This window comes from Streptomyces sp. NPDC039430, from assembly GCF_055639435.1.
In genome coordinates, this window is sequence record NZ_JBVKAK010000007.1 from 142500 (window position 1) to 164895 (window position 22396).

The 22396-nt window shown below is 72.1% G+C and carries 19 protein-coding genes and 1 tRNA gene; 12 read left to right on the plus strand and 8 right to left on the minus strand.

The window, feature by feature from the left end:
* Window positions 1-94 precede the first annotated feature (94 nt).
* On the plus strand, window positions 95-967 hold the full coding sequence (locus ACZ7LS_RS19360; RefSeq protein ID WP_382520115.1) for a DMT family transporter: 873 nt from the start codon (window positions 95-97) through the stop codon (window positions 965-967).
* Window positions 968-1158: 191 nt separating this feature from the next.
* Window positions 1159-3675 (plus strand): NB-ARC domain-containing protein, encoded by a 2517-nt coding sequence (locus ACZ7LS_RS19365; RefSeq protein ID WP_385136002.1) that lies wholly within the window; start codon window positions 1159-1161, stop codon window positions 3673-3675.
* Window positions 3676-3699: 24 nt separating this feature from the next.
* On the opposite strand, the gene ACZ7LS_RS19370 is transcribed toward ACZ7LS_RS19365, so the two are convergent.
* From ACZ7LS_RS19370 to ACZ7LS_RS19380, 3 genes are all read right to left on the minus strand, one after another.
* Window positions 3700-5445, minus strand: coding sequence for a hypothetical protein (locus ACZ7LS_RS19370; protein ID WP_385135999.1), 1746 nt, complete (start codon window positions 5443-5445; stop codon window positions 3700-3702).
* Between the two features lie 276 nt (window positions 5446-5721).
* Entirely contained in the window at window positions 5722-6165 is a 444-nt protein-coding gene (locus tag ACZ7LS_RS19375; RefSeq protein ID WP_385135996.1) for a PAS domain-containing protein, read from the minus strand.
* Between the two features lie 188 nt (window positions 6166-6353).
* A tRNA-Leu gene (locus ACZ7LS_RS19380) sits at window positions 6354-6438 on the minus strand.
* Window positions 6439-6680: 242 nt separating this feature from the next.
* Between ACZ7LS_RS19380 and ACZ7LS_RS19385 the strand changes: the two genes are divergently transcribed.
* From ACZ7LS_RS19385 to ACZ7LS_RS19395, 3 genes are all read left to right on the plus strand, one after another.
* Window positions 6681-8006 (plus strand): M20/M25/M40 family metallo-hydrolase, encoded by a 1326-nt coding sequence (locus ACZ7LS_RS19385; protein WP_129772582.1) that lies wholly within the window; start codon window positions 6681-6683, stop codon window positions 8004-8006.
* A 152-nt stretch (window positions 8007-8158) separates the two neighbouring features.
* Window positions 8159-8392 carry a chaplin ChpH gene (gene chpH / locus ACZ7LS_RS19390; protein ID WP_382520107.1) on the plus strand — a complete coding sequence of 78 codons (234 nt, stop codon included), beginning with the start codon at window positions 8159-8161 and terminating at the stop codon, window positions 8390-8392.
* 141 nt (window positions 8393-8533) lie between these two features.
* Window positions 8534-9352 (plus strand): chaplin, encoded by an 819-nt coding sequence (locus tag ACZ7LS_RS19395; protein ID WP_382671096.1) that lies wholly within the window; start codon window positions 8534-8536, stop codon window positions 9350-9352.
* Window positions 9353-9475: 123 nt separating this feature from the next.
* Here the strand turns inward: ACZ7LS_RS19395 and ACZ7LS_RS19400 are convergent, their stop codons facing one another.
* On the minus strand, window positions 9476-9664 hold the full coding sequence (locus ACZ7LS_RS19400) for a DUF5703 family protein (protein ID WP_365744682.1): 189 nt from the start codon (window positions 9662-9664) through the stop codon (window positions 9476-9478).
* A 47-nt stretch (window positions 9665-9711) separates the two neighbouring features.
* Here ACZ7LS_RS19400 and ACZ7LS_RS19405 point away from each other — a divergent pair, with 47 nt between their 5' ends.
* Window positions 9712-10362, plus strand: coding sequence for a hypothetical protein (locus tag ACZ7LS_RS19405; RefSeq protein ID WP_382520103.1), 651 nt, complete (start codon window positions 9712-9714; stop codon window positions 10360-10362).
* 113 nt (window positions 10363-10475) lie between these two features.
* Here ACZ7LS_RS19405 and ACZ7LS_RS19410 read toward each other — a convergent pair whose 3' ends face one another.
* Together ACZ7LS_RS19410 and ACZ7LS_RS19415 are read right to left on the minus strand one after the other, a co-directional pair.
* The gene (locus ACZ7LS_RS19410; RefSeq protein ID WP_385136036.1) at window positions 10476-12878 is read right to left on the minus strand and encodes a helix-hairpin-helix domain-containing protein; all 2403 of its coding nucleotides are present in this window, start codon (window positions 12876-12878) and stop codon (window positions 10476-10478) included.
* The gene (locus ACZ7LS_RS19415) at window positions 12863-13846 is read right to left on the minus strand and encodes an aldo/keto reductase (RefSeq protein WP_382520102.1); all 984 of its coding nucleotides are present in this window, start codon (window positions 13844-13846) and stop codon (window positions 12863-12865) included. The genes ACZ7LS_RS19410 and ACZ7LS_RS19415 overlap by 16 nt, the downstream gene beginning before the upstream one ends.
* Window positions 13847-13974: 128 nt before the next feature.
* Here ACZ7LS_RS19415 and ACZ7LS_RS19420 point away from each other — a divergent pair, with 128 nt between their 5' ends.
* Window positions 13975-15027, plus strand: coding sequence for an LLM class F420-dependent oxidoreductase (locus ACZ7LS_RS19420; RefSeq protein ID WP_382520100.1), 1053 nt, complete (start codon window positions 13975-13977; stop codon window positions 15025-15027).
* Between the two features lie 274 nt (window positions 15028-15301).
* On the plus strand, window positions 15302-16096 hold the full coding sequence (locus ACZ7LS_RS19425) for a ferritin-like domain-containing protein (protein ID WP_382520098.1): 795 nt from the start codon (window positions 15302-15304) through the stop codon (window positions 16094-16096).
* Window positions 16097-16215: 119 nt separating this feature from the next.
* On the opposite strand, the gene ACZ7LS_RS19430 is transcribed toward ACZ7LS_RS19425, so the two are convergent.
* A complete protein-coding gene (locus ACZ7LS_RS19430; RefSeq protein ID WP_382520097.1) occupies window positions 16216-17268 on the minus strand; it encodes a magnesium and cobalt transport protein CorA in 1053 nt (350 codons plus the stop codon).
* Window positions 17269-17352: 84 nt separating this feature from the next.
* On the opposite strand from ACZ7LS_RS19430, the gene ACZ7LS_RS19435 reads away from it, so the two are divergent.
* The 4 genes from ACZ7LS_RS19435 (at window position 17353) to mshC (ending at window position 20947) form a co-directional block, all read left to right on the plus strand.
* Window positions 17353-18039 carry a histidine phosphatase family protein gene (locus ACZ7LS_RS19435; protein ID WP_382520095.1) on the plus strand — a complete coding sequence of 229 codons (687 nt, stop codon included), beginning with the start codon at window positions 17353-17355 and terminating at the stop codon, window positions 18037-18039.
* Window positions 18040-18175: 136 nt separating this feature from the next.
* Window positions 18176-18766, plus strand: a complete 591-nt coding sequence (locus ACZ7LS_RS19440; RefSeq protein ID WP_382520093.1) for a DUF3090 domain-containing protein — start codon at window positions 18176-18178, stop codon at window positions 18764-18766.
* Window positions 18730-19557, plus strand: coding sequence for an SCO1664 family protein (locus ACZ7LS_RS19445; RefSeq protein ID WP_382520091.1), 828 nt, complete (start codon window positions 18730-18732; stop codon window positions 19555-19557). Before ACZ7LS_RS19440 ends, ACZ7LS_RS19445 begins: the two co-directional genes overlap by 37 nt.
* A 160-nt stretch (window positions 19558-19717) precedes the next feature.
* A complete protein-coding gene (gene mshC, locus ACZ7LS_RS19450; RefSeq protein ID WP_382671106.1) occupies window positions 19718-20947 on the plus strand; it encodes a cysteine--1-D-myo-inosityl 2-amino-2-deoxy-alpha-D-glucopyranoside ligase in 1230 nt (409 codons plus the stop codon).
* Window positions 20948-21177: 230 nt separating this feature from the next.
* On the opposite strand, the gene ACZ7LS_RS19455 is transcribed toward mshC, so the two are convergent.
* Window positions 21178-22248, minus strand: a complete 1071-nt coding sequence (locus tag ACZ7LS_RS19455) for a PAC2 family protein (protein ID WP_382520087.1) — start codon at window positions 22246-22248, stop codon at window positions 21178-21180.
* Window positions 22249-22396: the final 148 nt, after the last annotated feature.

Genomic DNA, 22396 nt, shown 5'->3' on the forward strand with positions numbered 1-22396 from the left:
CGGCCGGCACCGGCGTCCCCCGTTCGGCCCCGCCCCGGACCGCGCGCGCCCTGATGAGAGCCGTTCCGGAACCCGTCAGCCGCATGATGGACCGGTGATCAGTGTCCTGTTCGCCGTACTGACCGCGATCAGCAACGGCTCCGCCTCGGTGCTCCAGCGCCGCGCCGCGTCCACCGTGCCCGACGCCGAGGCGATGCGTCTCTCGCTGATCAAGCACCTGCTGCGGAAGAAGGTATGGCTGGCGGGGATCGGGCTGGTGCTGGTGGCCGCCGTGTGCCAGGCGGTGGCGCTCGCCACAGGACCCATCGCGGTGGTCCAGCCGATCTTCGTCATCGAACTGCCCGTCACCCTGCTGATCGCGAGCCGCGTCTTCCGCGTCCGGCTGACCCGGCCGGCCTGGCTGGGGGTGGCGGCGGTGACCGGCGGTCTCGCCCTGGGCATGGCCGCCGCCGCGCCCGGCGGTGGCAGCGAGAGCGTCCCCGGGTACGCCTGGGTCCCCGCCCTGATCGTCACCGGGGTCTTCGAGGCCGTACTGATCATCTGGTCACGGCGGCTGCGCGGGAACGCGCGCGCCGCGGCTCTCGGCCTCGCCGCCGCCTGCGGATACGCGCTGACCGCCGCGCTGATGAAGGACGCCGTGTCCCGGCTTGACGGCGGCGGAGGCGTCCTCGCGCTGGTGACCGCGTGGCAGCTCTACGGCACGGCGGTCGCCGGGGTGGGGGCACTGTTCCTGCTCCAGAACGCGCTCCAGGCGGGCGCGCTGGTCGCGTCCCAGCCGATGCTCACCCTCGGCGACGCGCTGATCAGCATCACGTACGGGGTGACGCTCTTCGGCGAGAGCCTGCGCTCCGGCTGGTGGCTGCTGCCCGAACTCATCGGGGTCGCCGTGATCGCGGCGGGCTGTGTGGAGCTGGCCCGCTCGCCCCTCCTGGCCGGCGGCAAACCCTCGCCGCCCCGCGTGCGCTGACTTCCCGTCATGGGCAGACCGTCCGACGCGCGCCGGTGTCCGGCGTCCTCGCCGGAGCGACCGGGGAGCGCCCCGGGCCGGCTGCGGCTCCCGCGACACTCCCGCGGGTCGGGCTACCCAAGCGTCTGTGATCTCTCTACGGTGGCCTCAGCGGGTCGACGACATCGCGCGTAAGCGCGTCAGGGGGTTCTGTGGAAAGCGAGTTGGCGGCGCTGGCGGGGTCGGGTGCGACGGCGCTGGTCGGTCTCATGGTCTCCGACGCGTGGACCCAGGCGAAGGGACGGCTCGCCCGATTCTTCGCCCGCGGTGGCGACGAGAGCTCCGCCGATGAGGAACTCGAAACCTCCCGGGAGGAACTGACGGCGGCCCGCCGGGCGGACGACGGGGACACCGAGACCGGCGTCGCGGCGGAGTTGCTCAGCCGGCTGCTCCGGATCCTCCAGGACGATCCCGCGGCGGCGGCGGAACTGCGGCTCCTGTTGCGGGAGCTGACCCCGGGAGCGGACGGCCCCCCGGCCGCCACCCTGAACGCCGGCGTCACCGGCGGTGTGCTGCACGGGCAGACCGTCCTGGCCGGACAGTTCCACGGCGGCATCACGTTCAACGTCCGGGAGGCCCCACCGTCGGGACCCGGCACCACGCCCGATCAAGTGCCGCCCCTGACGGTCACGTACATCAATCACGAAGCGGATCTCGCCCTGCTCGACGGGTACTTGGGCGAGGGCGGCGCGGGCGGGTCCCGGATCGGATACGCGGGGCTCACCGGGATGCCCGGTGTCGGCAAGAGGGCCCTGGCCCGCAGCTGGGCCGCGCGGAACCGGCGCAGATTCCCCGACGGACTGCTCCATGTCGACTTCGCGACCCTGCGGGATCAGCGGGACCTGATGGGCGGTGACGTGTCGGCGGCGCTGCGGCACTGTCTGAGATCGCTCGGGATGCTCGACACGCATATCCCGGCCTCGTTCGGGGAACGGGTCGAGCTCTTCCGGTCGTACTCCGCCGAGCGGCGCATCCTGATCGTTCTTGAGGACGTGAACCAGCCCGCGCAGGTCAGTTCGCTGGTGCCCAAGGGGCCGGGCAGCGCTCTGCTCGTCACCGGCAACGGCAGGCTCGACGAGCTGGCCATGGACGGCGCACGTCTGATCTCCCTGGCTCCGCTGGACAGGGCCGCCGGTCTGGAGCTGCTGGCCGATCGCTGCGCCCCGGGTGCCGTCGAGGCGGAACCCGGCGCCGCCGCGCGGCTCGTCGAGATGTGCGGGGGTCTGCCGAAGGCGCTGCATCTGGTGGCCGCTCGCCTGGTGACGAGCCGAGGGCGGCTCACCATGAGCCGGCTGGCCGACGAACTGGCCGACGAATCGCGCCGGCTGACGGGGATGTCTTTACGGGGACGGGGAGACCATTCGATGTCCGCTGTACTGGGGCTCGCCTACCGGGACCTTCCGGACGACGCGGCCCGGCTGTACCGGCTCCTGGGCTGGTTCCCGGGGCGCGCGTTCGACGTGGCCACCGCCGCGGCCGCCGCGGGCGTCGACACGACGACGGCCGAGTCGTCGCTGGACGAGCTCGAAGAGGCGAGTCTCCTCGACCGTACGACGGACGGCCGCTTCCAGTTCCACGATCTCGTACGGCTGCACGCCCGGGAACGCGCGGCCGCGGAGGAGCCCGAGAACGCGCGACGGGCGCTGGTGGAGCGGGTGATCACGCACTACCTCGTCCTCACCGCCTTCGCCGACCGGGCCGTCAGAGAGGACCGGCTCAGGATCTCCGGCCTGGCCGAGGACCTGGCCGGGCTCGGACGGGACGCGCCGGACCCGTTCGCGGCCGGGGGCGGCCCCGCTCCGCTGGACTGGCTGGACGCCGAGCGCGCCACCATCCTCGCCGTCCTGCGCGAAGCCGCCCGGCTCGGTCTCCATCACCTGGTCTGGCCGCTTTCCGAGTCGTTCACGGTGCTCTTCCTGCACCACAGGTATCTGAGCGACTGGAAGGAGTCCCTCGAACTGGGAGCGGCCTCGGCCGCGGCGACGGTGGTGCCCGCGGCCGAGGCACGGCTGCGGAGCCTGCTGTCGCGTCCGCTGATGGACCTCGGTGAATACGACCGGGCGCGCACGGAGCTGGAAACGGCCGTGGCGTGCGCCGAGGTCTCGGGGCACACCGTGGTGCGCGCGTCGGTCCAGGAGTTCTCCGGACGGTACTGGGACCGCTTCGATCCTTCGCGTGCGGTAGCGGCGTACCGGTTGTCGATCGAGCTCAACATCGAGGCCGGGGAGCCGCGTGGGGCGGCGATCGCCACATACTTCCTGGGGTGCGCCCAGGACGCGGCGGGCGATCACGAAAGGGCCCTGAACAGTCTGCGCAGAGCGCGTCGGGATCTGCTGGGCCTGCCGGGAGGGGCCGACCGGCGGATGGCGGCCCGGGCGTCGGTCGCCCTCGGCGCCGTTCACGAGCACCTGGGCGAATCCGACGAGGCGATCCGGGTGCTGAGCGAGGCGGCCGGGACACTGCGAGCGGAGGGCGCGAGCCACTACGAGGCGCGGGCGCTGGTACGGCTCGCCGACCTCACCGAACGGACGGGCGGCAGCCCGGACGTCCTTCGGGCGCAGCTGACCAGGGCCTTCGAGATCTGCGAGGCGGGCGGTAGCCCGGATACGGAGATGCTGCGGCAGCGTCTTGACCGGTTGGACGACGGCGGTGACGGCGGCGGCACGTGACGGAAGGCGGCGGGGGGCTCCGCGTCAGCGGGGCGGTTCGGCCGGCGGCCCGGCCACCGATGGGGCCGGCAGGGGTCGCCGCAGCCGGAGGGCGACGTCCTCCTCCCGTACCCCACCGATCCGGAGCGTCACGATGACGTCGTCCAGCGGTGCCCCCGCGAGCAGGCACGTATAGACCACCGCGGCCGGCAGCCCCGGGTCGTCGGCGGGTCCGGTGACCGTCGCCTCCACGACCCTTCCGTCGCGCAACCCCACCAGGCAGCCGCCCCCGCCCGCGCCCACGGCCGTGGCGGCGAGGCGGCTGCCGGGCAGCCGCTCCAGCGTGCGGCCGATCCAGCGGAGCGCGGCGACCGCCGTCGGGGCGGGAGTACGACGGATCAGTGCCGACGCGCTCTCGGTCAGCCGCCGGTCCCGTTCCTCCTCGTCGCACGCGAGATGCAGAAAGGCGTCGGGGTCCGCGCCGCCGCCGTCGGAGACGGCCGCGGGGTGGCGGCGTACGGTGACCGTCCACTGCCCGGCGTCCGAGGAGGCGGTGGTGGCCACCGCCCAGGAGGTGACGTCGGCCGCCGGGGCGACGGGCCGGGGGAGTGCCAGTGGGGGCGCCGGGTCCGTGCCGGGCTCCGGCAGGTTCATGAGGCGGTATACGGCGGTGCGCAGCCGCGCGAGCGCCTGGCCCGGTTCGGCGAAGGCATGGGCGGAGACCTCGGCGTAGCGTCCGGGGGTGTGGTCCCGGACAGCGGCCTCGATCTGCCCGCGCATGTCGTTCCGGGCGTCGAGACGGGGCGCCGCCCGTCCGAGGCGGGCGATCGCCGTCCCGGGCACCGCGTCGTCCCCGTATGTGGCGAGCAGCACCGGCTTGCCCAGCGCGGAGCCGTACAGCGTCACGGAGCCATGGTCTCCGATAACAACATCCGCTGCCACGAGTGTGGGCTGCCAGGCATGAACCGGTGGGATCAGCAGCAGGCCCGCCCGCAGCGCGGCGGTCTGCACTGTGTGGATCTGCCAGGAGCCGTGCCCGGACCACACGTTGGGGTGCATGATCGCGGCCACCCGGTACTCGTCGTACGGCAGGGCCCCCAGCAGCCGGGCCGGCAGCTCCGGATCCCGGCCGATCAGCGACGTGGGACCCCAGGTGGAGCTGAGCACGACCAGGCGTTGACCGTCGGCGACCCCCAACGCGCGTCTGTGGACGTCGGCCTGAGGCAGGCTCGCGCTCAACGTGTCGTAGACGGGATCTCCCACGAGCAGGGTCCGGCCCGCGGCCTTCGGGTGGGTGGCGAGCAGCTGCTCCTCCTGCTCCGGATGCGAGACGGCCAGCCAGGCACGGCCGGCTTCCAGCAACGCGTCCGGTACCACGCCGGAGAGGCGGGTCGCGGGCGTGCGGGAGTCCGGGACGAGTTTCTGGAAACCCACGCCGTGCGGCAGCACAAGGACGGGGCAACTGTCGTCCGGTACGTCGACGTTCTCGCTGGCGGAGAGGATGAGATCCGGGCCGGCGCCGGTCAGTTGAGCCCAGGGCATGACCCGGCACCCGGCCTCGTGGAGCAGGTCGAGGACGCCGTTGTTGAAGGCGGAGGTCGGGTCGTAGGCGAAGACGACGGTGACCCGGCTGTCGTCACGCAGGAGCGCCGGAAGTGTCTCCAGCACGCGGACGGTCGAGGTGACCGTACGGGCGGCCACGACGAGCGTCTTCTCCCCGTGGAAGGTGCTCCACCGCCGCGCGTCGTGGCCCACGGGGACCCGGAGCGGCGGGCCGGCGCTAGTGCTCACGGTCACCACGTGCGGCTACCCGGGGCTCCGGGGCCGCGAGGATAAGCGCGGCTCGCGGCTCGCGGCTCGCGGCTCGCGGCTCGCGGCTCGCGGCTCGCGGCTCGCGGCTCGCGGCTCGCGGCTCGCGGCTCGCGGCTCGCGGCCAGGATCGGCTTAGCGACTTTCACGCTTCGCCGCAACCTTTCTGGCGGATGGCTGTGTGTGACGCACGGACCCCACCGTACCGCTGGGACGACGCCCACCCGGCGCCGCCCGTCCGCCCCGTCGGCAGCCCGTTCAGGACGCCGTCCGGTCCGACGTGGCCTCCAGCAGCCGCCGGCGCAGCTCCTTCTCCTGGGCCCGCCGCGCGGTGACATCCCGGATGACCGCCCCGACGTGACTCGCGTCGCCCTCGGAGTCGGTCAGCGGCACCACGCTGAACTCGATGGAGACGGTCGAGCCGTCCGCCCTCAGCGCGGGAACCGCCAGAAGATCGTCGTCCCCGTACTTACTGGTGCCGGCCGCCATCGCGGCCACGAAGCCGTCCCAGTGACGCTGCCGGTGCTTCTCGGGGATGATCACATCGAGATCGCGACCGGCGACCTCGGCCGCGGTGAAGCCGAAGATCCGCTCCGCTCCCCGGTTCCAGTACCGGATCAGCCCCTCACGATCGACGATCACCAGACCGTCGGGTGCTCCCGCCGCCATCGCGAGAATCACTCCGGGCTCCAAGTCACCCATGAGGCCTCCAGGTTGCGAGGAAGGATTCGTCGTCGGCAGTCTACGGATCGCGGCAGCGATTGTATGCAGTCGACGAGCCGAGGCCGCTTCGGAAGGGGCGTCGTGAGGGAGCGGACTCGTGCCCGGGACCCACACACAAAAGGTGCCCGCCGAGAATCGGCCAGCACCATCGGTGGGTGAACTATATGTGTCCGAGGGGGGACTTGAACCCCCACGCCCGATAAAGGGCACTAGCACCTCAAGCTAGCGCGTCTGCCATTCCGCCACCCGGACCAGGTGTCTGCCGGGCGGCCCTGGGCCGTTCCGACGTGGAAAACCATAGCAAACAATCGACGGTGCCCGATCACGGCCCGATCCGGCGGACGCCCGGCGGTGGCCCGGGGTACGGGGGGCGGCGGGCCTTGTGACGGGCGTATGACAGGCCGGGGCCTGTCTTGGGGTGCGGGGGTGCGGCACGGGAGTATGTGGAGGAACAGCAGCGAGAACCACCAGCAACGACCGTGGGAGTGAGCAGCGTGAGCGAGCCGAACGCGGGCAGGACCGTCTCGGGCGAGGACGAGGTCGTCGACCTCTGCCGTGATCTGATCCGGATCGACACCAGCAACTACGGCGACCACTCGGGACCGGGGGAGCGGGCCGCCGCCGAATATGTCGCGGAGAAGCTCGCCGAGGTGGGCCTCGAACCCCAGATCTTCGAGTCCCACAAGGGCCGTGCCTCCACCGTCGCCCGGATCGAGGGCGAGGACCCCTCCAAGCCCGCGCTGCTCATCCACGGTCATACGGATGTCGTCCCGGCCAACGCCGAGGACTGGCGGCACCACCCGTTCTCGGGCGAGATCGCGGACGGCTGCGTCTGGGGCCGGGGCGCGGTCGACATGAAGGACATGGACGCGATGACCCTCGCCGTCGTACGGGACAGGATGCGCAGCGGCCGCAAGCCCCCGCGCGACATCGTGCTGGCCTTCCTCGCCGACGAGGAGGCGGGCGGCACGTACGGGGCGCGGTATCTCGTCGACAAGCACCCCGGGCTCTTCGAGGGCGTCACGGAGGCGATCAGCGAGGTCGGCGGCTTCTCCTTCACCGTCAACGAGAATCTGCGGCTCTATCTCGTCGAGACGGCGCAGAAGGGCATGCACTGGATGCGCCTGACCGTGGACGGCACCGCCGGGCACGGCTCCATGACCAACAACGACAACGCCATCACCGAGCTGTGCGAGGCCGTGGGGCGGCTCGGCCGCCATCAGTGGCCGGTGAGGGTGACCAAGACCGTACGGTCCTTCCTGGACGAGCTGTCCGACGCGCTGGGCACCCCGCTCGACCCGGAGGACATGGACGCCACGCTCGCCAAGCTCGGCGGCATCGCGAAGATGATCGGCGCCACCCTGCGCAACTCCGCGGCGCCCACCATGCTCGGCGCCGGCTACAAGGTGAATGTGATCCCCGGCCAGGCGACCGCGCATGTCGACGGCCGTTTCCTGCCCGGGTACGAGGAGGAGTTCCTGGCCGACCTCGACCGGATCCTCGGCCCGCGGGTCAAGCGGGAGGACGTGCACGGCGACAAGGCCCTGGAGACCAGCTTCGACGGCACGCTGGTGGACGCCATGCAGACGGCGCTGTCGGCGGAGGACCCGATCGCGCGGGCCGTTCCCTACATGCTCTCGGGCGGCACCGACGCCAAGTCCTTCGACGACCTCGGCATCCGCGGCTTCGGTTTCGCGCCGCTCAAGCTGCCCCCCGAGCTGGACTTCGCCGGGATGTTCCACGGTGTGGACGAGCGGGTACCGGTTGACGGCCTTCAGTTCGGTGTGCGGGTGCTGGACCGCTTCATCGACCACAGCTGACAGGGGAGTTGGAGGTTCCGGTAATCGACAGCGTGTGCAGCCGCGACTGAGAAGAGTGAATGCGACCATACGCTCGTAGCCTCATTACTTCCTCCTCGTTACAGGTGATGCGGTCCGCGGCTGGGACCGCATTTGCCAACGAGGAGGAACTAATGATCAAGAAGGTCGTCGCTGCTGCGGCTGTTACTGGTGGTCTGGTGCTCGCGGGTGCGGGTATGGCCGTCGCCGACGCGGGCGCCCAGGGTGCCGCTGTCGGTTCTCCCGGTGTCCTCTCGGGCAACGTGGTCCAGATTCCGGTCCACGTTCCGGTGAACGTGTGCGGCAACACGATCTCCGTGATCGGGCTGCTGAACCCCGCCTTCGGCAACGTGTGCATCAACAACTGACGTCGTACCTCTCTCACCCCATGAGGGTCTGAGCCCGAGTGGCCCCGGAGTGCGCGCCATGCACTCCGGGGCCGCTGGGCATCCTGCCCCGGCACCGATGCCCAGGGCAGCTCCGGAAGGCAGAAGGCAGGGATCGAAGCTATGAGACAGGTCACGCGCAAGGGCCTGATCACTGTGGCGGCCGCGGGCGGCGTACTCGCCCTCGGCGGCGGCCACGCACACGCGGACTCGGGAGCGAGCGGCACCGCCGCGAACTCCCCGGGAGTGCTGTCCGGCAACAACGTTCAGGTTCCGGTGCATGTCCCGGTCAATGTGTGCGGGAACACCGTCGATGTCGTCGGGGTGCTCAACCCCGCGTTCGGCAACAACTGCGCCAATGTGTCCGGCAAGCCGGCCGGCGGCGCACACGGCGGCGGCCAGGACGGCGGATACGGCGGCGGCGCTCACACCGGCGGGCCGCACACCGGCGGCTCCCACCCCGGCGCCACCCACACCGTGCCGGCCGGCGGCTCCCACGCGGGAGGCGGCGCGGCCAACTCTCCCGGTGTCGGCTCGGGCAACGCGGTCGAGGTGCCGATCGACGTCCCCGTGAACGTCTGCGGGAACACGATCGACGTCATCGGCCTGCTCAACCCCGCCTTCGGCAACGGCTGCGCCAACGACGCGCCCGCCCGCCCGCCGGCCAAGCCCGAGCAGCCCGGCACGCCCGGGAAGCCCGGGGAACCGGTCGCCCCGCCCGAGCCGGGAACGCCGCCGTCCGAGCGCGCCATCCCGCCGGCGCCGGGTGAGCCCAGCTCCCCGAACAACCCCGAGACGCAGACCGTCGCACAGCCCAAGGGCACCGAGGTCCTCGCGCAGACCGGTGCGGGCGCGCTCGGGATCGCGATTCCGGCGGGCGCGGGCCTGCTGCTCGCGGGCACCATCCTCTACCGGCGCTCCCGGTCCCGCTCCGCCGCGTAGTCAGGCGGATACACGCCGTACGGAAACAGACCGAACGGCAACCGGGAGACGGAACCGGCGACGGAACACGGTAGGACAGGGGCGGGCCTCGCAGCAGCGGGGCCCGTTCCGTCGTACCCATCCTCACCAGGTGGCGCGCACCTGGCGGATGATGCGCCGGCGCAGCCGCACTCTGCGACTGCCGTCCCGGTGCAGACTCAGACGGTCCAATTCCCAGTGTCCGTACTCGGCATGGTCGGTGAGCAGACGCGCCGCTTCCCTGCGGGAGACCCCGCGCGGCACGTACACGTCGACAAATTCGTATTCCGGCATCGCATCTATTGTGCGGGCAGAGCCCCGGTACGGATAGCGTCTGCACTATGTCTGATGCTGCGCAGCCCACCGCTGCCGAGGTACGCGCTGCCGCCGAGGCGGTCAAGGTAGCTCTGGACCGCCATCTCGCGGCGGTCGAACACCGCACGGGTGAGGACGACCCGGCTGTTTCCGACGCGTTCAACGCCCTCGCCGTCGCGGCCGAGGTCTACGACGAGCGGCTCTACAACCGGTACGACGAAGTCACCCCCTTCGAGATCCCGGACCCGGACGACTCACTGCCGCCCTACAACGGTCCCGAGGAGCCCAACGCCCTCAGCGTGCTGATCCGGCGCGACTACGCGGTCGTGGAGCCGCAGCGGCTGCTCGCACAGGCACAGCGCATCGTCGATGTGGAAGGGGACACCGACAACGGAGGAGTGATGGGCGGCAGTGTGCACGCCGCTCTCGGTGTGCTCTTCGGCGAGTACGAACCGGACGAGATCGCCTCCCGGCACAAGGAGTTCGGCCTTGAGGAGGGCGACTCCACCCTCTGGGTGTCGGCCGCGGACGACCTCCCGGAACCGGGGGAGTGGCTCTCGGCGCCCTTCGACCAGGCCGACCCCCAGCAGGTGGTCTGCCGCTTCGATGTCAGCGCGGTCTTCGACGAGGACGATCTCGACGCGGACATCGACGACCTGGAGGAACAGGACGCCTGACGTCCGTACCGCCCGCGCCGGTGCCGAGCCCCGGTGGGCGCGGCGCGGGCGGGTACCGGCGGTGCGGGCGGTACGGATGTCCCTGCCCGGCCAGTGGCGGGGCAGGCCGCGGGTCAGCCCGGCTGCGCCGCCGGGGCCAGCAGGCTCTCGATCAGCGGGCGCAGCCTGGTCGTCCGCTCCTGGAACGGGACGTCCGTCACGGCGTGCGGCAGCGCCTGGTCGACGCCGTGCACCACGGACAGATGGCGGTCACCCCGGCTGAAGGCCGTATAGACCCACGGGCGGCTCAGCCCCCGTGCGGCGTCGCCGGGGAGCACCACGACCGCCGCGGGCCAGCGCATCCCCGCCGCCTGGTGCGCGGTGAGCGCCCAGCCGTGGCGTACGGCCGACTCGACCCGCTCCCTGGGGACGACGACCGCCGTGCCCTCGCAGTCGAGCCGCAGCCCGTCGGCGTCCGCGGCGACCACGGCCCCCTGGAGCGTCCTGCCGGGCGACGGTACGTAGGCGATCCTGTCGCCCGGATCGAAGCCGCCGAACCGGCCGGGACCGGGGTTGAGCCGCTGCTTGAGCGACGCGTTCAGGGCGCGGGTGCCGGCCGAGCCGCCATGGCCCACGGTGATCACCTGCGTCTGCCCGGCGTTCACCCCGAAGGCGCGCGGCACCGACTCGGCCACCAGCTGCACCGTGCGATGCACCGCCTCGCCCGCGTCCCGCACCGGAACGATCACGACCTCCTTGCCGGGGGCCTCTACCTGGTGCAGCTCACCGATGCCGATGCCGGAGACCAGCTCGCCGATCGGCCCCGGGTCGGGGGTACGAGAGGCGATCTGCGGGCACACCCGGGCGGCCAGCAGATCGGCGAACACCCGGCCCGCGCCCGCCGACCACAGCACTCCCGGGTCACCGCCGAGGACCAGACGGCTGCCGTCGGGCAGCGATTCGACGATCATCGCGGCCGTCTCCACATCGAGCTGCGGCGCGTCCAGCACGACCAGCAGATCGAGCGCGAACATGCCGTCCGCGTCCCGCCCGGGGCCTTCCGTGCCCGCCAGCAGTCCGGCCACCGTGACGGCTCCGGCCGTCGCGTCCAGCCGGTCCCGGCCGTTCTCACTGTGGGTCGCGACGACCGCGCGCACTCCGAGCGCGCGGGCCGCCCCGGCCAGGGCGACCGGCTCGGCGCGCGCGGCCTCACCGCCGGTGTGCAGGACGAGCCCGTGACCGGCGACCGCGCGGATCAGCTCGGCCGCCGCGCGCGGGGCCGCCGCCGCGGCTTCGTCCCAGGAGTCGTCCGGCCCGGTCTTGACCAGCCGCGCGAGCCCGTCGGCGAGGCTCTCCTCGGCGAGCGCGTACCGGTCGAGGCCCAGCAGCACCGGGGCCGGCGGACCGGCCTCGGCCGGGTCCGCACCGCCGGCCGGCTCCTCGCCCCGCACCGCCTCCCCGCCGCGGTCCCCGCCGCCTTCGGACCCGCCTTCGGACCCGTCCTCGAAGCCACCCTCGGTCCCGTCTTCGAGGCCGTCCTCGAATTCGCCTCCGAAGCCGCCCTCCGCGCCCTCCTGGAAGACCAGCACCGCGCCCTCGGCGATCGCGTGCCGCACCGCCTCGTGGGGGTCCGGCACCGCGTGCTCGGCCAGCGTGCCCCGTACCGACGTGGCCTCCAGGGCCGTGTGCCCCTGGAGCGCGGCCCGTTCCAGCAGCCAGCCGACGAGCGCGGCGGCCCGCCGTTCGTCGCCGGGACCGCACGCCGCTCCGAGCAGGGCACGCGCGAACCCGTCGGCCTGCTCGGGCCGTACCCCGGGGACGGCGAGCAGCTGCCACGGGTCGTCCCGCAGCACCTCCGGGGCCCGCTCCCCGAGGACGGCGGCGACCTGCCCGGCCAGCGCCTCCGGCGCACCGCCCTCCGTCAGCACGGCCCGTACGGCGGACGCCACCTCGGCCGGAACGGTCTGCCGCGCAGAAGCAGGTGCCGAGGAAGATGCCGGCGCGGGCGCGGAGGAAGGCGCCGAGGAGGGCGCCGACGCGGGCTCAGCGGCGCGCGCGGACGGCTGGGCACGCTCAGGGGCGGCGGCCGCGCGCGGGCCCAGCAGGGACCGGTCCACCGGCGCGCCGCTCTCCACGGCCCGTACGGCGGCGAGCAGATCGGCTGCCTGCCCGCTCAGTTTCGTACCGGCGGCGATGGGGCCGGCCTTCTCCGCCTTGCGCTGCTCGATCCGCTCCCGCAGCTCCCGCTGGGCGGCCAGCTCGGCCGCGGCCTCGGACACCTCGGCCGCCTCCGCCGCGGTGGGCCCGGCCGCGGTGGTCCCGGCCTCCCCGTCCGGCGCGTCCGCGCCGGGGCCGTCCGCGTCCTCCACAGTGCCGGATGCGGCGTCGGTGCTGGTTTCGGTATCGGTGTCGGTTTCGGTGTCCGGCGCAGGCCCGGCAGCGGCTTCCGTGTCGGGCCCACCCGCCGTGGCGTGCTCAGCGGCGGTCTCGGCCGCCCCTGCGGCGGTGTCGCGGTCCGTACTCACAGCGTGCTCCAGTCCTGGTCGGGATAGCGGTGCACGGGCGCCGACACATCGTCGAGCGCCTGGCAGATCTCGTCAGGAAGCGTAAGGCTCTCCACTGACAGAGCGGCCGTGAGCTGCTGCGCGTTGCGCGCGCCGATGATCGGCGCCACCACCCCGGGACGGTCCCGGACCCACGACAGCGCCACTTCCAGCGGCGTCGTGGCGAGCCCCTCCGCGGCCGTCGCGACCGCGTCCACGATCCGGCTCGCCGCCTCGTCCAGATACGGCTCGACGAACGGGGCCAGCAGCTCGGAGGCGCCCCGCGAGTCGGGCGGGGTGGTGTGCCGGTACTTGCCGGTGAGCACCCCGCGTCCCAGCGGTGACGACGGCAGCAGCCCGACCCCCAGATCGATCGCGGCCGGCAGCACCTCCCGCTCCACCCCGCGCTGGAGCAGGGAGTACTCCATCTGACTACTGGCCAGCCGGGTCCGTATACCGGGCGAGGCCAGCTGCCAGGTGGCGGCCTTGGCCAGCTGCCAGCCGCAGAAGTTCGACACTCCCGCGTATCGGGCCCGCCCGCTGGTGACCGCGATGTCCAGCGCGTGGAGCGTCTCCTCCAGGGGCGTGCCGGTGTCAAAGGCGTGGATCTGCCACAGATCCACGTAGTCCGTGCCGAGCCGCTCCAGGGACGCGTCCAGCGCGGCGAGCAGATGCCCGCGTGAACAGTCGAAGCGGCGGTAGGGATCCGGCACACTCCCGGCCTTGGTCGCGATGATCAGATCGCGGCGCGGAACGAGCCGTTCGACGAGTTGACCGAGCAGATATTCGGCCTCACCGCCGCCGTACACGTCAGCCGTGTCGATCAGCGTTCCGCCCGCTTCCCAGAAGGCCTTCATCTGGTCGGCGGCGTCGTGCTCGTCGGTGTCCCGTCCCCAGGTCAGGGTGCCGAGCCCGATTCTGGACACGCGCAGGCCGGTTCGGCCGAGATGCCTCTGCTCCATGGCTGCTGAGATTACTGGCCAGGGCCCCACGCGGAGAGAGCCTGTGGACAACCCGCCCTGCCGGATCCCCGTATCGCGCGCTAGAGTCCCGGGGCACAGGGACGTTACTCATCGGTAAGGGAGTGGTTATGCGGCTCGGCATCAACCTCGGATACTGGGGCGCGGGGATGGACGGCGACAACCTCGCCGTCGCTCAGGAGGCCGACCGGCTCGGCTACGACGTCTGCTGGGCCGCCGAGGCGTACGGCTCCGACGCGCCGACCGTACTGAGCTGGGTCGCCGCGCAGACCGAGAGCATCGACGTCGGCTCCGCGATCCTCCAGATCCCGGCGCGCCAGCCCGCGATGACGGCCATGACCGCCGCCACCCTCGACTCCCTCTCCGGCGGCCGCTTCCGGCTCGGCCTCGGCGTCTCGGGACCGCAGGTCTCCGAGGGCTGGTACGGAGTGAAGTTCGACAAGCCCCTCGCCCGTACCCGGGAGTACGTGGAGATCGTCCGCAGGGCCATGACCCGCGAACGGCTGTCGTACGACGGCGAGCACTGGACGCTGCCGCTGCCCGGCGGTCCCGGCAAGCCGCTGAAGCTCACCGTGCACCCGGAGCGCGAGCACATTCCCCTCTACATCGCCGCGATCGGTCCCAAGAACCTGGAGCAGACCGGTGAGATCGCCGACGGCGCGCTGCTGATCTTCCCGTCCGCCGAGCACCTGGAGGACACGGCGATCCGGCATCTGCGGGCGGGCCGGGAGAAGGCCGGACTGACCATGGACGGCTTCGACGTCTGCCCCACCGTGCCGATCGCGGTCGGCGACGACATCAACGCGCTGGCCGATGTCTTCCGTCCGTACACCGCGCTCTACGTGGGCGGGATGGGCAGCCGCAAGCAGAACTTCTACAACCAGCTCGCGCGGCGCATGGGGTACGAGAAGGAGGCCGCCGAGATCCAGGACAAGTACCTCGACGGCGACAAGAACGGCGCGGCGGCGGCCGTACCGCACGAACTGATCGACTCGACCACGCTGCTCGGTTCCGTGGAGCGGATCGCCGACCGGATGGGGGCCTACGCCGCGGCCGGTGTCACGACGCTGACCCTCGCCCCGGCCGGTTTCACGCTCGACGAACGGATCGCCGCGCTCCGCGTCGGCACGGAGGCCCTGGAGCGCGCCGGTCTGGTCTCCTAGCCCGAACGGGCTACCGGGCGCGCGCCCTCGTAAGGGAAGGCCGCGGAGGCGTACGAGGGCGCCCGGCCGGACGTCTGCGGCCGTGGTGGGGGCTCGGGGGGTCTTCCCCGCCACGGCCGTCATGTACGACAACGCCTCCGGGCCCCGCTCGGTTACGCGCGGGGGCTTTGGCGGCGCTCCTTCTTTCGGCTCAGCCGGCCGGCGTAGCTGTTGCCTGTTGCCCCGCACCCCATTTGACTCGGTTTCTGCGGATGTCTGTATGGAGGTGGCAGTGATGCTCTCGGCCCGAAGCCTGTTCCAGGAAATCCTGGACGACGATCGTTCGTTCCGGCTCTTCTGCTCCATCGCGGCCAGCGGCGAGGCCCAGGGCGGCTGGGAGAACGGCCGGATCGCCGCCCTGGTGCCGGACTCCATGCGGTATCTCGCCCCGAAGATCGCCCGGCACGGCGCCGACGAGGACAAGCACGGGCGGATCTTCCACGCGCTGTTGCGGAAGCGCGGTCTCCGGCCGGTCCCGGTGCCCGCGGAGACCGACTACACCATGCTGCTGGAGCGGCAGGGCATCGGGCTCACCCACACGAAGCTGCGCCGTGCGGAACCGCTGACCGAGGAGGACATCCTCGTCTATCTCGCGCACAGCCGGATCACGGAGCAGCGGGCCGCCGACCAGATGGTGATGCTGGTCAGGTACTTCGGCGACAACCCCGAGGTCGGCAAGGCCGTCAAGATGATCAGTGATGACGAGGACAACCATCTCGCCTACTGCCACGAGGAGTTGCTGCGGCTGGCGCGCGCGGGCCACGGCCGTACGATCCAGCGCGCCCTGCGGCACTGCGCGCTGTCCGAGATCAAGGTCTACCGTCAGGTGAGCCTCGCCGTGATGGGCCGGATGGGCCGGATCCTGGGCTGGCCCGCGCCCAAGTCGGCGGCGCTCACGGCGGGGATCCACGCCCTCTACGCGTATGAACGGCTCATCGGCTGGCGCCGGATGGTCACGCTCGCGATGCCGGAGCGGCGCGACGCGCTCGGCGGGTCCGCGACCGCGGTGCCCGCCGTGCCCGCCTTCTGAACCGCGCCAACCTCTGAACCGCGCCAACCACTGAACCGCGCCGGCCTCTGAACCGGGCCCGCCTTCCGGACCACGCCGGCCTTCTGGAGCAGCGCGTCCGCCCCTGACACACCGGCGGGTCAGAGCCAGCCGCGACGCTTGAACGCCCGGTGCAGCCCGAAGACCACGACCGCCATGAAGGCGAGCACCGCCGGGTACGCCCACACGTACCCCAGCTCCGGCATGTACGCGAAGTTCATCCCGTAGATCCCCGCGACCAGCGTGGGGACGGCCGCCATCGCCGCCCACGCCGAGATCTTCCGCATGTCGTCGTTCTGCCGCACCCCCATCTGCGCGAGGTGCGCCGCCAGGATGTCGGAAAGCAGCCGGTCGAGCCCGTCCACCTGCTCGTTGGCGTGCAGCAGATGGTCGTTGACGTCCCGGAAGAACGGCTGCGAGCCCGTGTCGACGAACGGCACCCCGGGGCCCGCGAGCCGGGCCATCGGCGCCGCCAGCGGGCCGGTGGCCCGGCGGAACTCCATCACCTGCCGCTTGAAGTTGTAGATCCGTTCCGCGGTCGGCGTCACGGACCCCGAGCGGGTCTTCGGTCCCGGCCCCCGTCGCGATCCGGACGACCCGGATCCGCCGTCGCCCCCGCTCGGCGCGAAGACCTCCTCCTCCAGCTCCTCAAGATCGACCTGGAGCTCACCGGCCACCTCGATGTAGTGGTCCACGATCGCGTCACTGACCGCGTACAGGACCGCCGTGGGGCCGTGCTTGAGGACCTCGGGCTCCGCTTCGAGCCGCTGCCGTACGTCCGTCAGCGGAGCGCCCTCGCCGTGCCGGACCGTCACCACGAACGAGTCGCCGACGAAGACCATCAGCTCACCGGAGGTGACGATGTCGTGCTCGTCGTCGTACAGCACCGGCTTCAGGACCATGAACAGCGAGTCGTCGTAGATCTCCAGCTTGGGCCGCTGATGGGCGGTGAGCGCGTCCTCCACGGCCAGCGGATGCAGCCCGAACTCGCTGCTCACGAGGTCGAACTCGTGCGTCGTGGCCTCGTGCAGCCCGAGCCAGAGGAACGCGTCGCCCGTGGCGCGCGCCTCGGCGAGGGCGTCGGAGAAGTCGGCGGGGCCGTCGGAGCGGCGTCCGTCGCGGTAGATGGCACAGTCCACGATCACGGCGGGCATTCTCCCTCTTCCGGTACCCGCCCGCATCCCCCGGGCACGCACCGGCCCATGACGCTGCCGTACCGACCGCCTACGCTGGCGGGCATGGCCACGTTGATCCTCGTACGTCATGGACGGTCCACCGCCAACACCGCGGGGCTGCTCGCGGGCTGGACGCCGGGGGTCGCCCTCGACGAGCGCGGCGCCGCCCAGGCCGCGGCGCTGCCCGGACGGCTCGCCCGGGTGCCGCTCGCCGCCGTCGTCAGCAGCCCGTTGCAGCGCTGCCGGGAGACCCTCCAGCCGCTGCTGGACGCCCGGCCCGAGCTGACCCTCCGGACCGACGACCGGATCGGGGAGTGCCATTACGGCGACTGGTCCGGCCGCAAGCTCGCCGAACTGGCCGACGAGCCGCTGATGACGGTCGTGCAGCAGCATCCCTCGGCCGCCGTCTTCCCCGGGGGCGAGTCGATGCGCGCGATGCAGGCGCGCGCCGTGGACGCCGTACGGGAGTGGAACGCGCGCGTCGACGAGGAGCACGGCGAGGACGCCGCGTTCCTGATGTGCTCGCACGGGGACATCATCAAGGCGCTCGTGGCGGACGCCCTGGGCATGCATCTGGATCTTTTCCAGCGGATCCATGTGGATCCCTGCTCGGTCACGGCGGTCCGCTACACGCGGCTGCGCCCCTTCGTGCTGCGGCTCGGCGACACCGGCGAGCTTGCCGGGCTGGCGCCGCGTGAGAACACCGGCGGCGGCAGCGGTGTTGTGGGAGGCGGAGCGGGAGCACCGTGATCGCTCCGCGCAGTAGGGTGGACGCGCCGTCCGCGCGATCCAGGGGCATCCCGGGACCCGCGGCCCGCCCGTCGCGATTCCGGCCCCGTGCCAGACCGATGTGCCGTAACCGACGATTTCCAAGGGAGATCAGGACGTGTCCCGTCAGGTGTTCCTCTACGACCCACCGGACCGCTTCGTGGCCGGTACGGTCGGGCTGCCTGGACGCCGTACGTTCTTCCTGCAGGCTTCCGCCGCAGGGCGCGTGACCAGCGTCGCCCTGGAGAAGACCCAGGTGGCCGCGCTCGCCGAGCGGATCGACGAGCTGCTCGACGAGGTCGTACGCCGTACCGGCGGCAATGCCCCCGTACCCGCCATGGCACCCTCCGACGTCGCCGACTCCGCGCCGCTCGACGCCCCGGTGGAGGAGGAGTTCCGGGTCGGCACGATGGCGCTGGCCTGGGACGGCGACGAACAACGCATGATCGTCGAGGCGCAGGCGCTCGTCGAGCTGGACGCCGACACCGACGAGGATCTCGCCGAGGCCGAGGAGCGACTGCTCCAGGACGAGGAGAACGGCCCTCCGATGCTCCGCGTCCGGCTGACCGGCGCCCAGGCCAGGGCCTTCGCCAAACGCGCTCTGGACGTGGTCAACGCCGGCCGCCCGCCGTGCCCGCTGTGCAGCCTGCCGCTCGATCCGGAAGGACATGTATGCCCGCGCCAGAACGGATACCGCCGAGGAGCGTGACGGCGGTCGATCTCCTCACCAAGGGCGAGCTGACGGTGCTCGGGCGGATCCGCGAGGCGTCCAACGCGGTGCTCTACTGCTCCGTCTCGTACGAGGGGGAGGAGGCCCACTGCGTCTACAAGCCCGTCGCGGGCGAACGCCCCCTGTGGGACTTTCCCGACGGCACGCTCGCCCAGCGCGAGGTGGCGGCGTACGAGGTCTCCGAGGCGACCGGCTGGGGGCTGGTGCCCCCGACCGTGCTGCGGGACGGACCCCACGGCGAGGGCATGTGCCAGCTGTGGATCGAGGCGGACACGGACGGGACGGCGGCGCCGCTGCTGGCCCTCGTCGAGGAGGAGGAGCCCGGCGAGGGCTGGAAGGCGATCGGCCTCGCCGAGGTCGGCGAGGGGGAGACCGCTCTGCTGGTGCACGCAGACGACGAGCGGCTGCGCCGCCTCGCCGTGCTCGACGCCGTGATCAACAACGGCGACCGCAAGGGCGGCCATCTGCTGCCCGCGCCCGAGGGCCGGCTGTACGCCATCGACCACGGCGTCACCTTCAACGTCGAGGACAAGCTGCGCACCCTGCTGTGGGGCTGGGCCGGCGAGCCCCTGCCCGCACCGGTGCTCGACGTACTCGCCCGGCTGGCGGAGGCCCTGACCGAGGGCGCGCCCCTCGCCACCCGGCTGGCCGAATTGCTCACCGTGGCCGAGACCGACGCCATCCGGTCCCGCGTGAGTGAGCTGCGCCACACGGGCCGGCACCCCGAACCCTCCGGCCAGTGGCCCGCGATCCCCTGGCCACCCGTCTGACCACGGCCTGAGACCGGACCGGCGCGGGCCGTGCGACCTGGGGCGCCGGTGCCGCCCGATGGTCCGGAGCAGACCGCGGCGGATCGCGCAAGAGCGCCCAACAGGCCAGGACCACCCATCCGGTTCGTATGCGGAACATCCATCCGGTTACGCTCATGACATGCATGCCTGGCCCGCTTCCGAGGTCCCCGCCCTGCCTGGCAAGGGCCGCGACCTCAGGATTCACGACACCGCGACCGACGGCCGAGTCACCCTTGAGCCCGGTCCCGTCGCCCGTATCTACGTCTGCGGCATCACCCCGTACGACGCGACCCATATGGGTCACGCGGCGACCTACAACGCGTTCGACCTCGTTCAGCGCGTGTGGCTCGACACCAAGCGGCAGGTTCACTACGTCCAGAACGTGACGGATATCGACGATCCGTTGCTGGAGCGGGCGCAGCGCGACGGAGAGGACTGGACCGGGCTCGCGGAGCGCGAGACGGCGCTCTTCCGGGAGGACATGACCGCCCTTCGTATGCTGCCGCCCCAGCACTACATCGGGGCCGTGGAGGCGATACCGGGCATCGTGCCGCTGGTGGAGCGGCTGCGCGACGCCGGGGCCGCGTACGAACTCGACGGTGACGTCTACTTCTCGGTGGAGGCCGACCCGCACTTCGGCGAGGTCTCACGCCTCGACGCGGAGACCATGCGGCTGCTCTCCGCCGAGCGCGGCGGTGACCCCGACCGGCCCGGCAAGAAGAACCCCCTCGACCCGATCCTCTGGCTGGCCGCGCGTCCGGGTGAGCCGAGTTGGGACGGAGGCAGTCTCGGCCGCGGCCGGCCGGGCTGGCACATCGAGTGTGTGGCCATCGCCCTGGACCATCTGGGCATGGGCTTCGACGTCCAGGGCGGCGGCAGCGATCTGGCCTTCCCGCACCACGAGATGGGCGCCTCGCACGCCCAGGCGCTGACCGGTGAGCATCCGTTCGCCCGTGCCTATGTGCACGCCGGAATGGTCGCGCTGGACGGCGAGAAGATGTCCAAGTCCAAGGGCAATCTGGTCTTCGTCTCGACGCTGCGCCGCGAGGGCGTGGACCCGGCGGCGATCCGGCTCGCCCTCCTCGCGCACCACTACCGCTCCGACTGGGAGTGGACGGACCAGGTGCTCCAGGACGCCGTGGAGCGGCTGGCGCGCTGGCGGGCCGCGGTGTCACGGCCCGACGGGCCCTCGGCCGAGGCGGTGGTCGACGAGATCCGCGCGGCGCTGGCGGATGATCTGGACGCCCCCGCGGCGCTCGTGGCCGTCGACCGCTGGGCGGCGCTCCAGGAGACCGCGGGCGGTACGGACGAGGGGGCGCCCGGAGTGGTGTCCCGCGCGGTCGACGCGCTGCTCGGAGTCGCGCTGTAAGGGGCCTTGCCCCGGCGGATGCCGGCGCCGGGGAACGGCCGTACGGAAGCGGTGCGGCTGGTACGGAGCGGTACGGCAGCGGTACGGCGGTACGGGAGCGGGGCGGTGCCAGGAAGGCGCCGCCCCGCTCGTGCCGTACTTCTGGTGCCGTACTTCTCGTGCCATGCTTCCCGGCCCCGGCGCACTTCCCGGCCCCGGCGTGCGTTCCCGGTGCGGGTCCCGGTGCGCGCTCAGTCCTCGGCGGGACCCTCGTCCTCGGAGCCTGTGCCCCCGTCAGGACCGGTGTCCGGCGCGGGTCCCGAGCCCCGCTCGGGTCCCGGACCCTGCTCAGGGCCCTTGCCCGTGTCGGGGCCGCCGCGCGGCGGCTTCTGCGGACGGCGCCGGCCACCCGGCGTGTCGCGCAGATAGGGCGGACCCTCACCACTCTCCGAGGCATGGCCTCCCGGCCCCTGACCGGGATCGCCGTCACGCCGGCGCAGATACCGCTCGAACTCCCGGGCGATGGCCTCGCCGGACGCCTCGGGAAGCTCCGCGGTGTCCCGCGCCTCCTCCAGCGACTGGACGTACTCCGCCACCTCGCTGTCCTCGGCGGCCAGTTGGTCCACCCCCAGCTGCCACGCCCGTGCGTCCTCGGCCAGTTCACCCTGCGGGATACGGAGGCCGATGAGGTCCTCAAGCCGGTTGAGGAGCGCCAGCGTCGCCTTGGGGTTGGGCGGCTGCGACACATAGTGCGGTACGGCGGCCCACAGACTCACCGCGGGCACCCCCGCGTGCGTGCAGGCCTCCTGGAGGATGCCGACGATGCCGGTCGGCCCCTCGTACCGGGTCTCCTCCAGGTCCATCGTCCTGGCCAGGTCCGTGTCCGAGGTGACCCCGCTGACCGGCACCGGCCGGGTGTGCGGGGTGTCGCCGAGCAGCGCGCCCAGGATGACCACCATCTCCACGCCCAGCTCATGGGCGAAGCCCAGCAGCTCGTTGCAGAACGAGCGCCAGCGCATGGACGGCTCGATCCCGCGGACCAGCACCAGATCACGGGGCTTCTCACCGCCGACCCGCACCACGGAGAGCCGGGTGGTCGGCCAGGTGATCTTCCGCAGGCCGCCCTCCAGATAGACCGTGGGCCGGTTGACCTGGAAGTCGTAGTAGTCCTCGGCGTCCAGCGCCGCGAACACCTCGCCCTTCCACTCCCGGTCCAGATGAGCCACCGCGGTGGAGGCCGCGTCGCCCGCGTCGTTCCAGCCCTCGAACGCGGCCACCATGACCGGGTCGATCAGCTCGGGAACCCCGTCGAGCTCGATCACCCAGTGCCTCCTTCCGAAGTTCCCTCTTGTACGCACCAACCTTACGGCTTCACGCCTGCCCGCCCGCAGCCCCTTGCCCGGCAAGGTGAACTTCGCCGTACCAGGGCATAGCCCAAAGAATCACGGTCCCGCACCGGTGATTCATCCG

Bases quoted from the DNA above. Each gene is read 5' to 3' on its own strand.
- ACZ7LS_RS19405 (WP_382520103.1), top strand. From the start codon at position 9,712: ATGTCTGATGCTGCGCAGCCCACCGCTGCCGAGGTACGCGCTGCCGCC.
- ACZ7LS_RS19420 (WP_382520100.1), top strand. From the start codon at position 13,975: ATGCGGCTCGGCATCAACCTCGGATACTGGGGCGCGGGGATGGACGGC.
- ACZ7LS_RS19400 (WP_365744682.1), bottom strand. From the start codon at position 9,664: ATGCCGGAATACGAATTTGTCGACGTGTACGTGCCGCGCGGGGTCTCC.
- ACZ7LS_RS19435 (WP_382520095.1), top strand. From the start codon at position 17,353: ATGGCCACGTTGATCCTCGTACGTCATGGACGGTCCACCGCCAACACC.
- ACZ7LS_RS19430 (WP_382520097.1), bottom strand. From the start codon at position 17,268: ATGCCCGCCGTGATCGTGGACTGTGCCATCTACCGCGACGGACGCCGC.
- chpH (WP_382520107.1), top strand. From the start codon at position 8,159: ATGATCAAGAAGGTCGTCGCTGCTGCGGCTGTTACTGGTGGTCTGGTG.
- ACZ7LS_RS19425 (WP_382520098.1), top strand. From the start codon at position 15,302: ATGCTCTCGGCCCGAAGCCTGTTCCAGGAAATCCTGGACGACGATCGT.
- ACZ7LS_RS19445 (WP_382520091.1), top strand. From the start codon at position 18,730: ATGCCCGCGCCAGAACGGATACCGCCGAGGAGCGTGACGGCGGTCGAT.
- ACZ7LS_RS19375 (WP_385135996.1), bottom strand. From the start codon at position 6,165: ATGGGTGACTTGGAGCCCGGAGTGATTCTCGCGATGGCGGCGGGAGCA.
- ACZ7LS_RS19415 (WP_382520102.1), bottom strand. From the start codon at position 13,846: ATGGAGCAGAGGCATCTCGGCCGAACCGGCCTGCGCGTGTCCAGAATC.
- mshC (WP_382671106.1), top strand. From the start codon at position 19,718: ATGCATGCCTGGCCCGCTTCCGAGGTCCCCGCCCTGCCTGGCAAGGGC.
- ACZ7LS_RS19395 (WP_382671096.1), top strand. From the start codon at position 8,534: ATGAGACAGGTCACGCGCAAGGGCCTGATCACTGTGGCGGCCGCGGGC.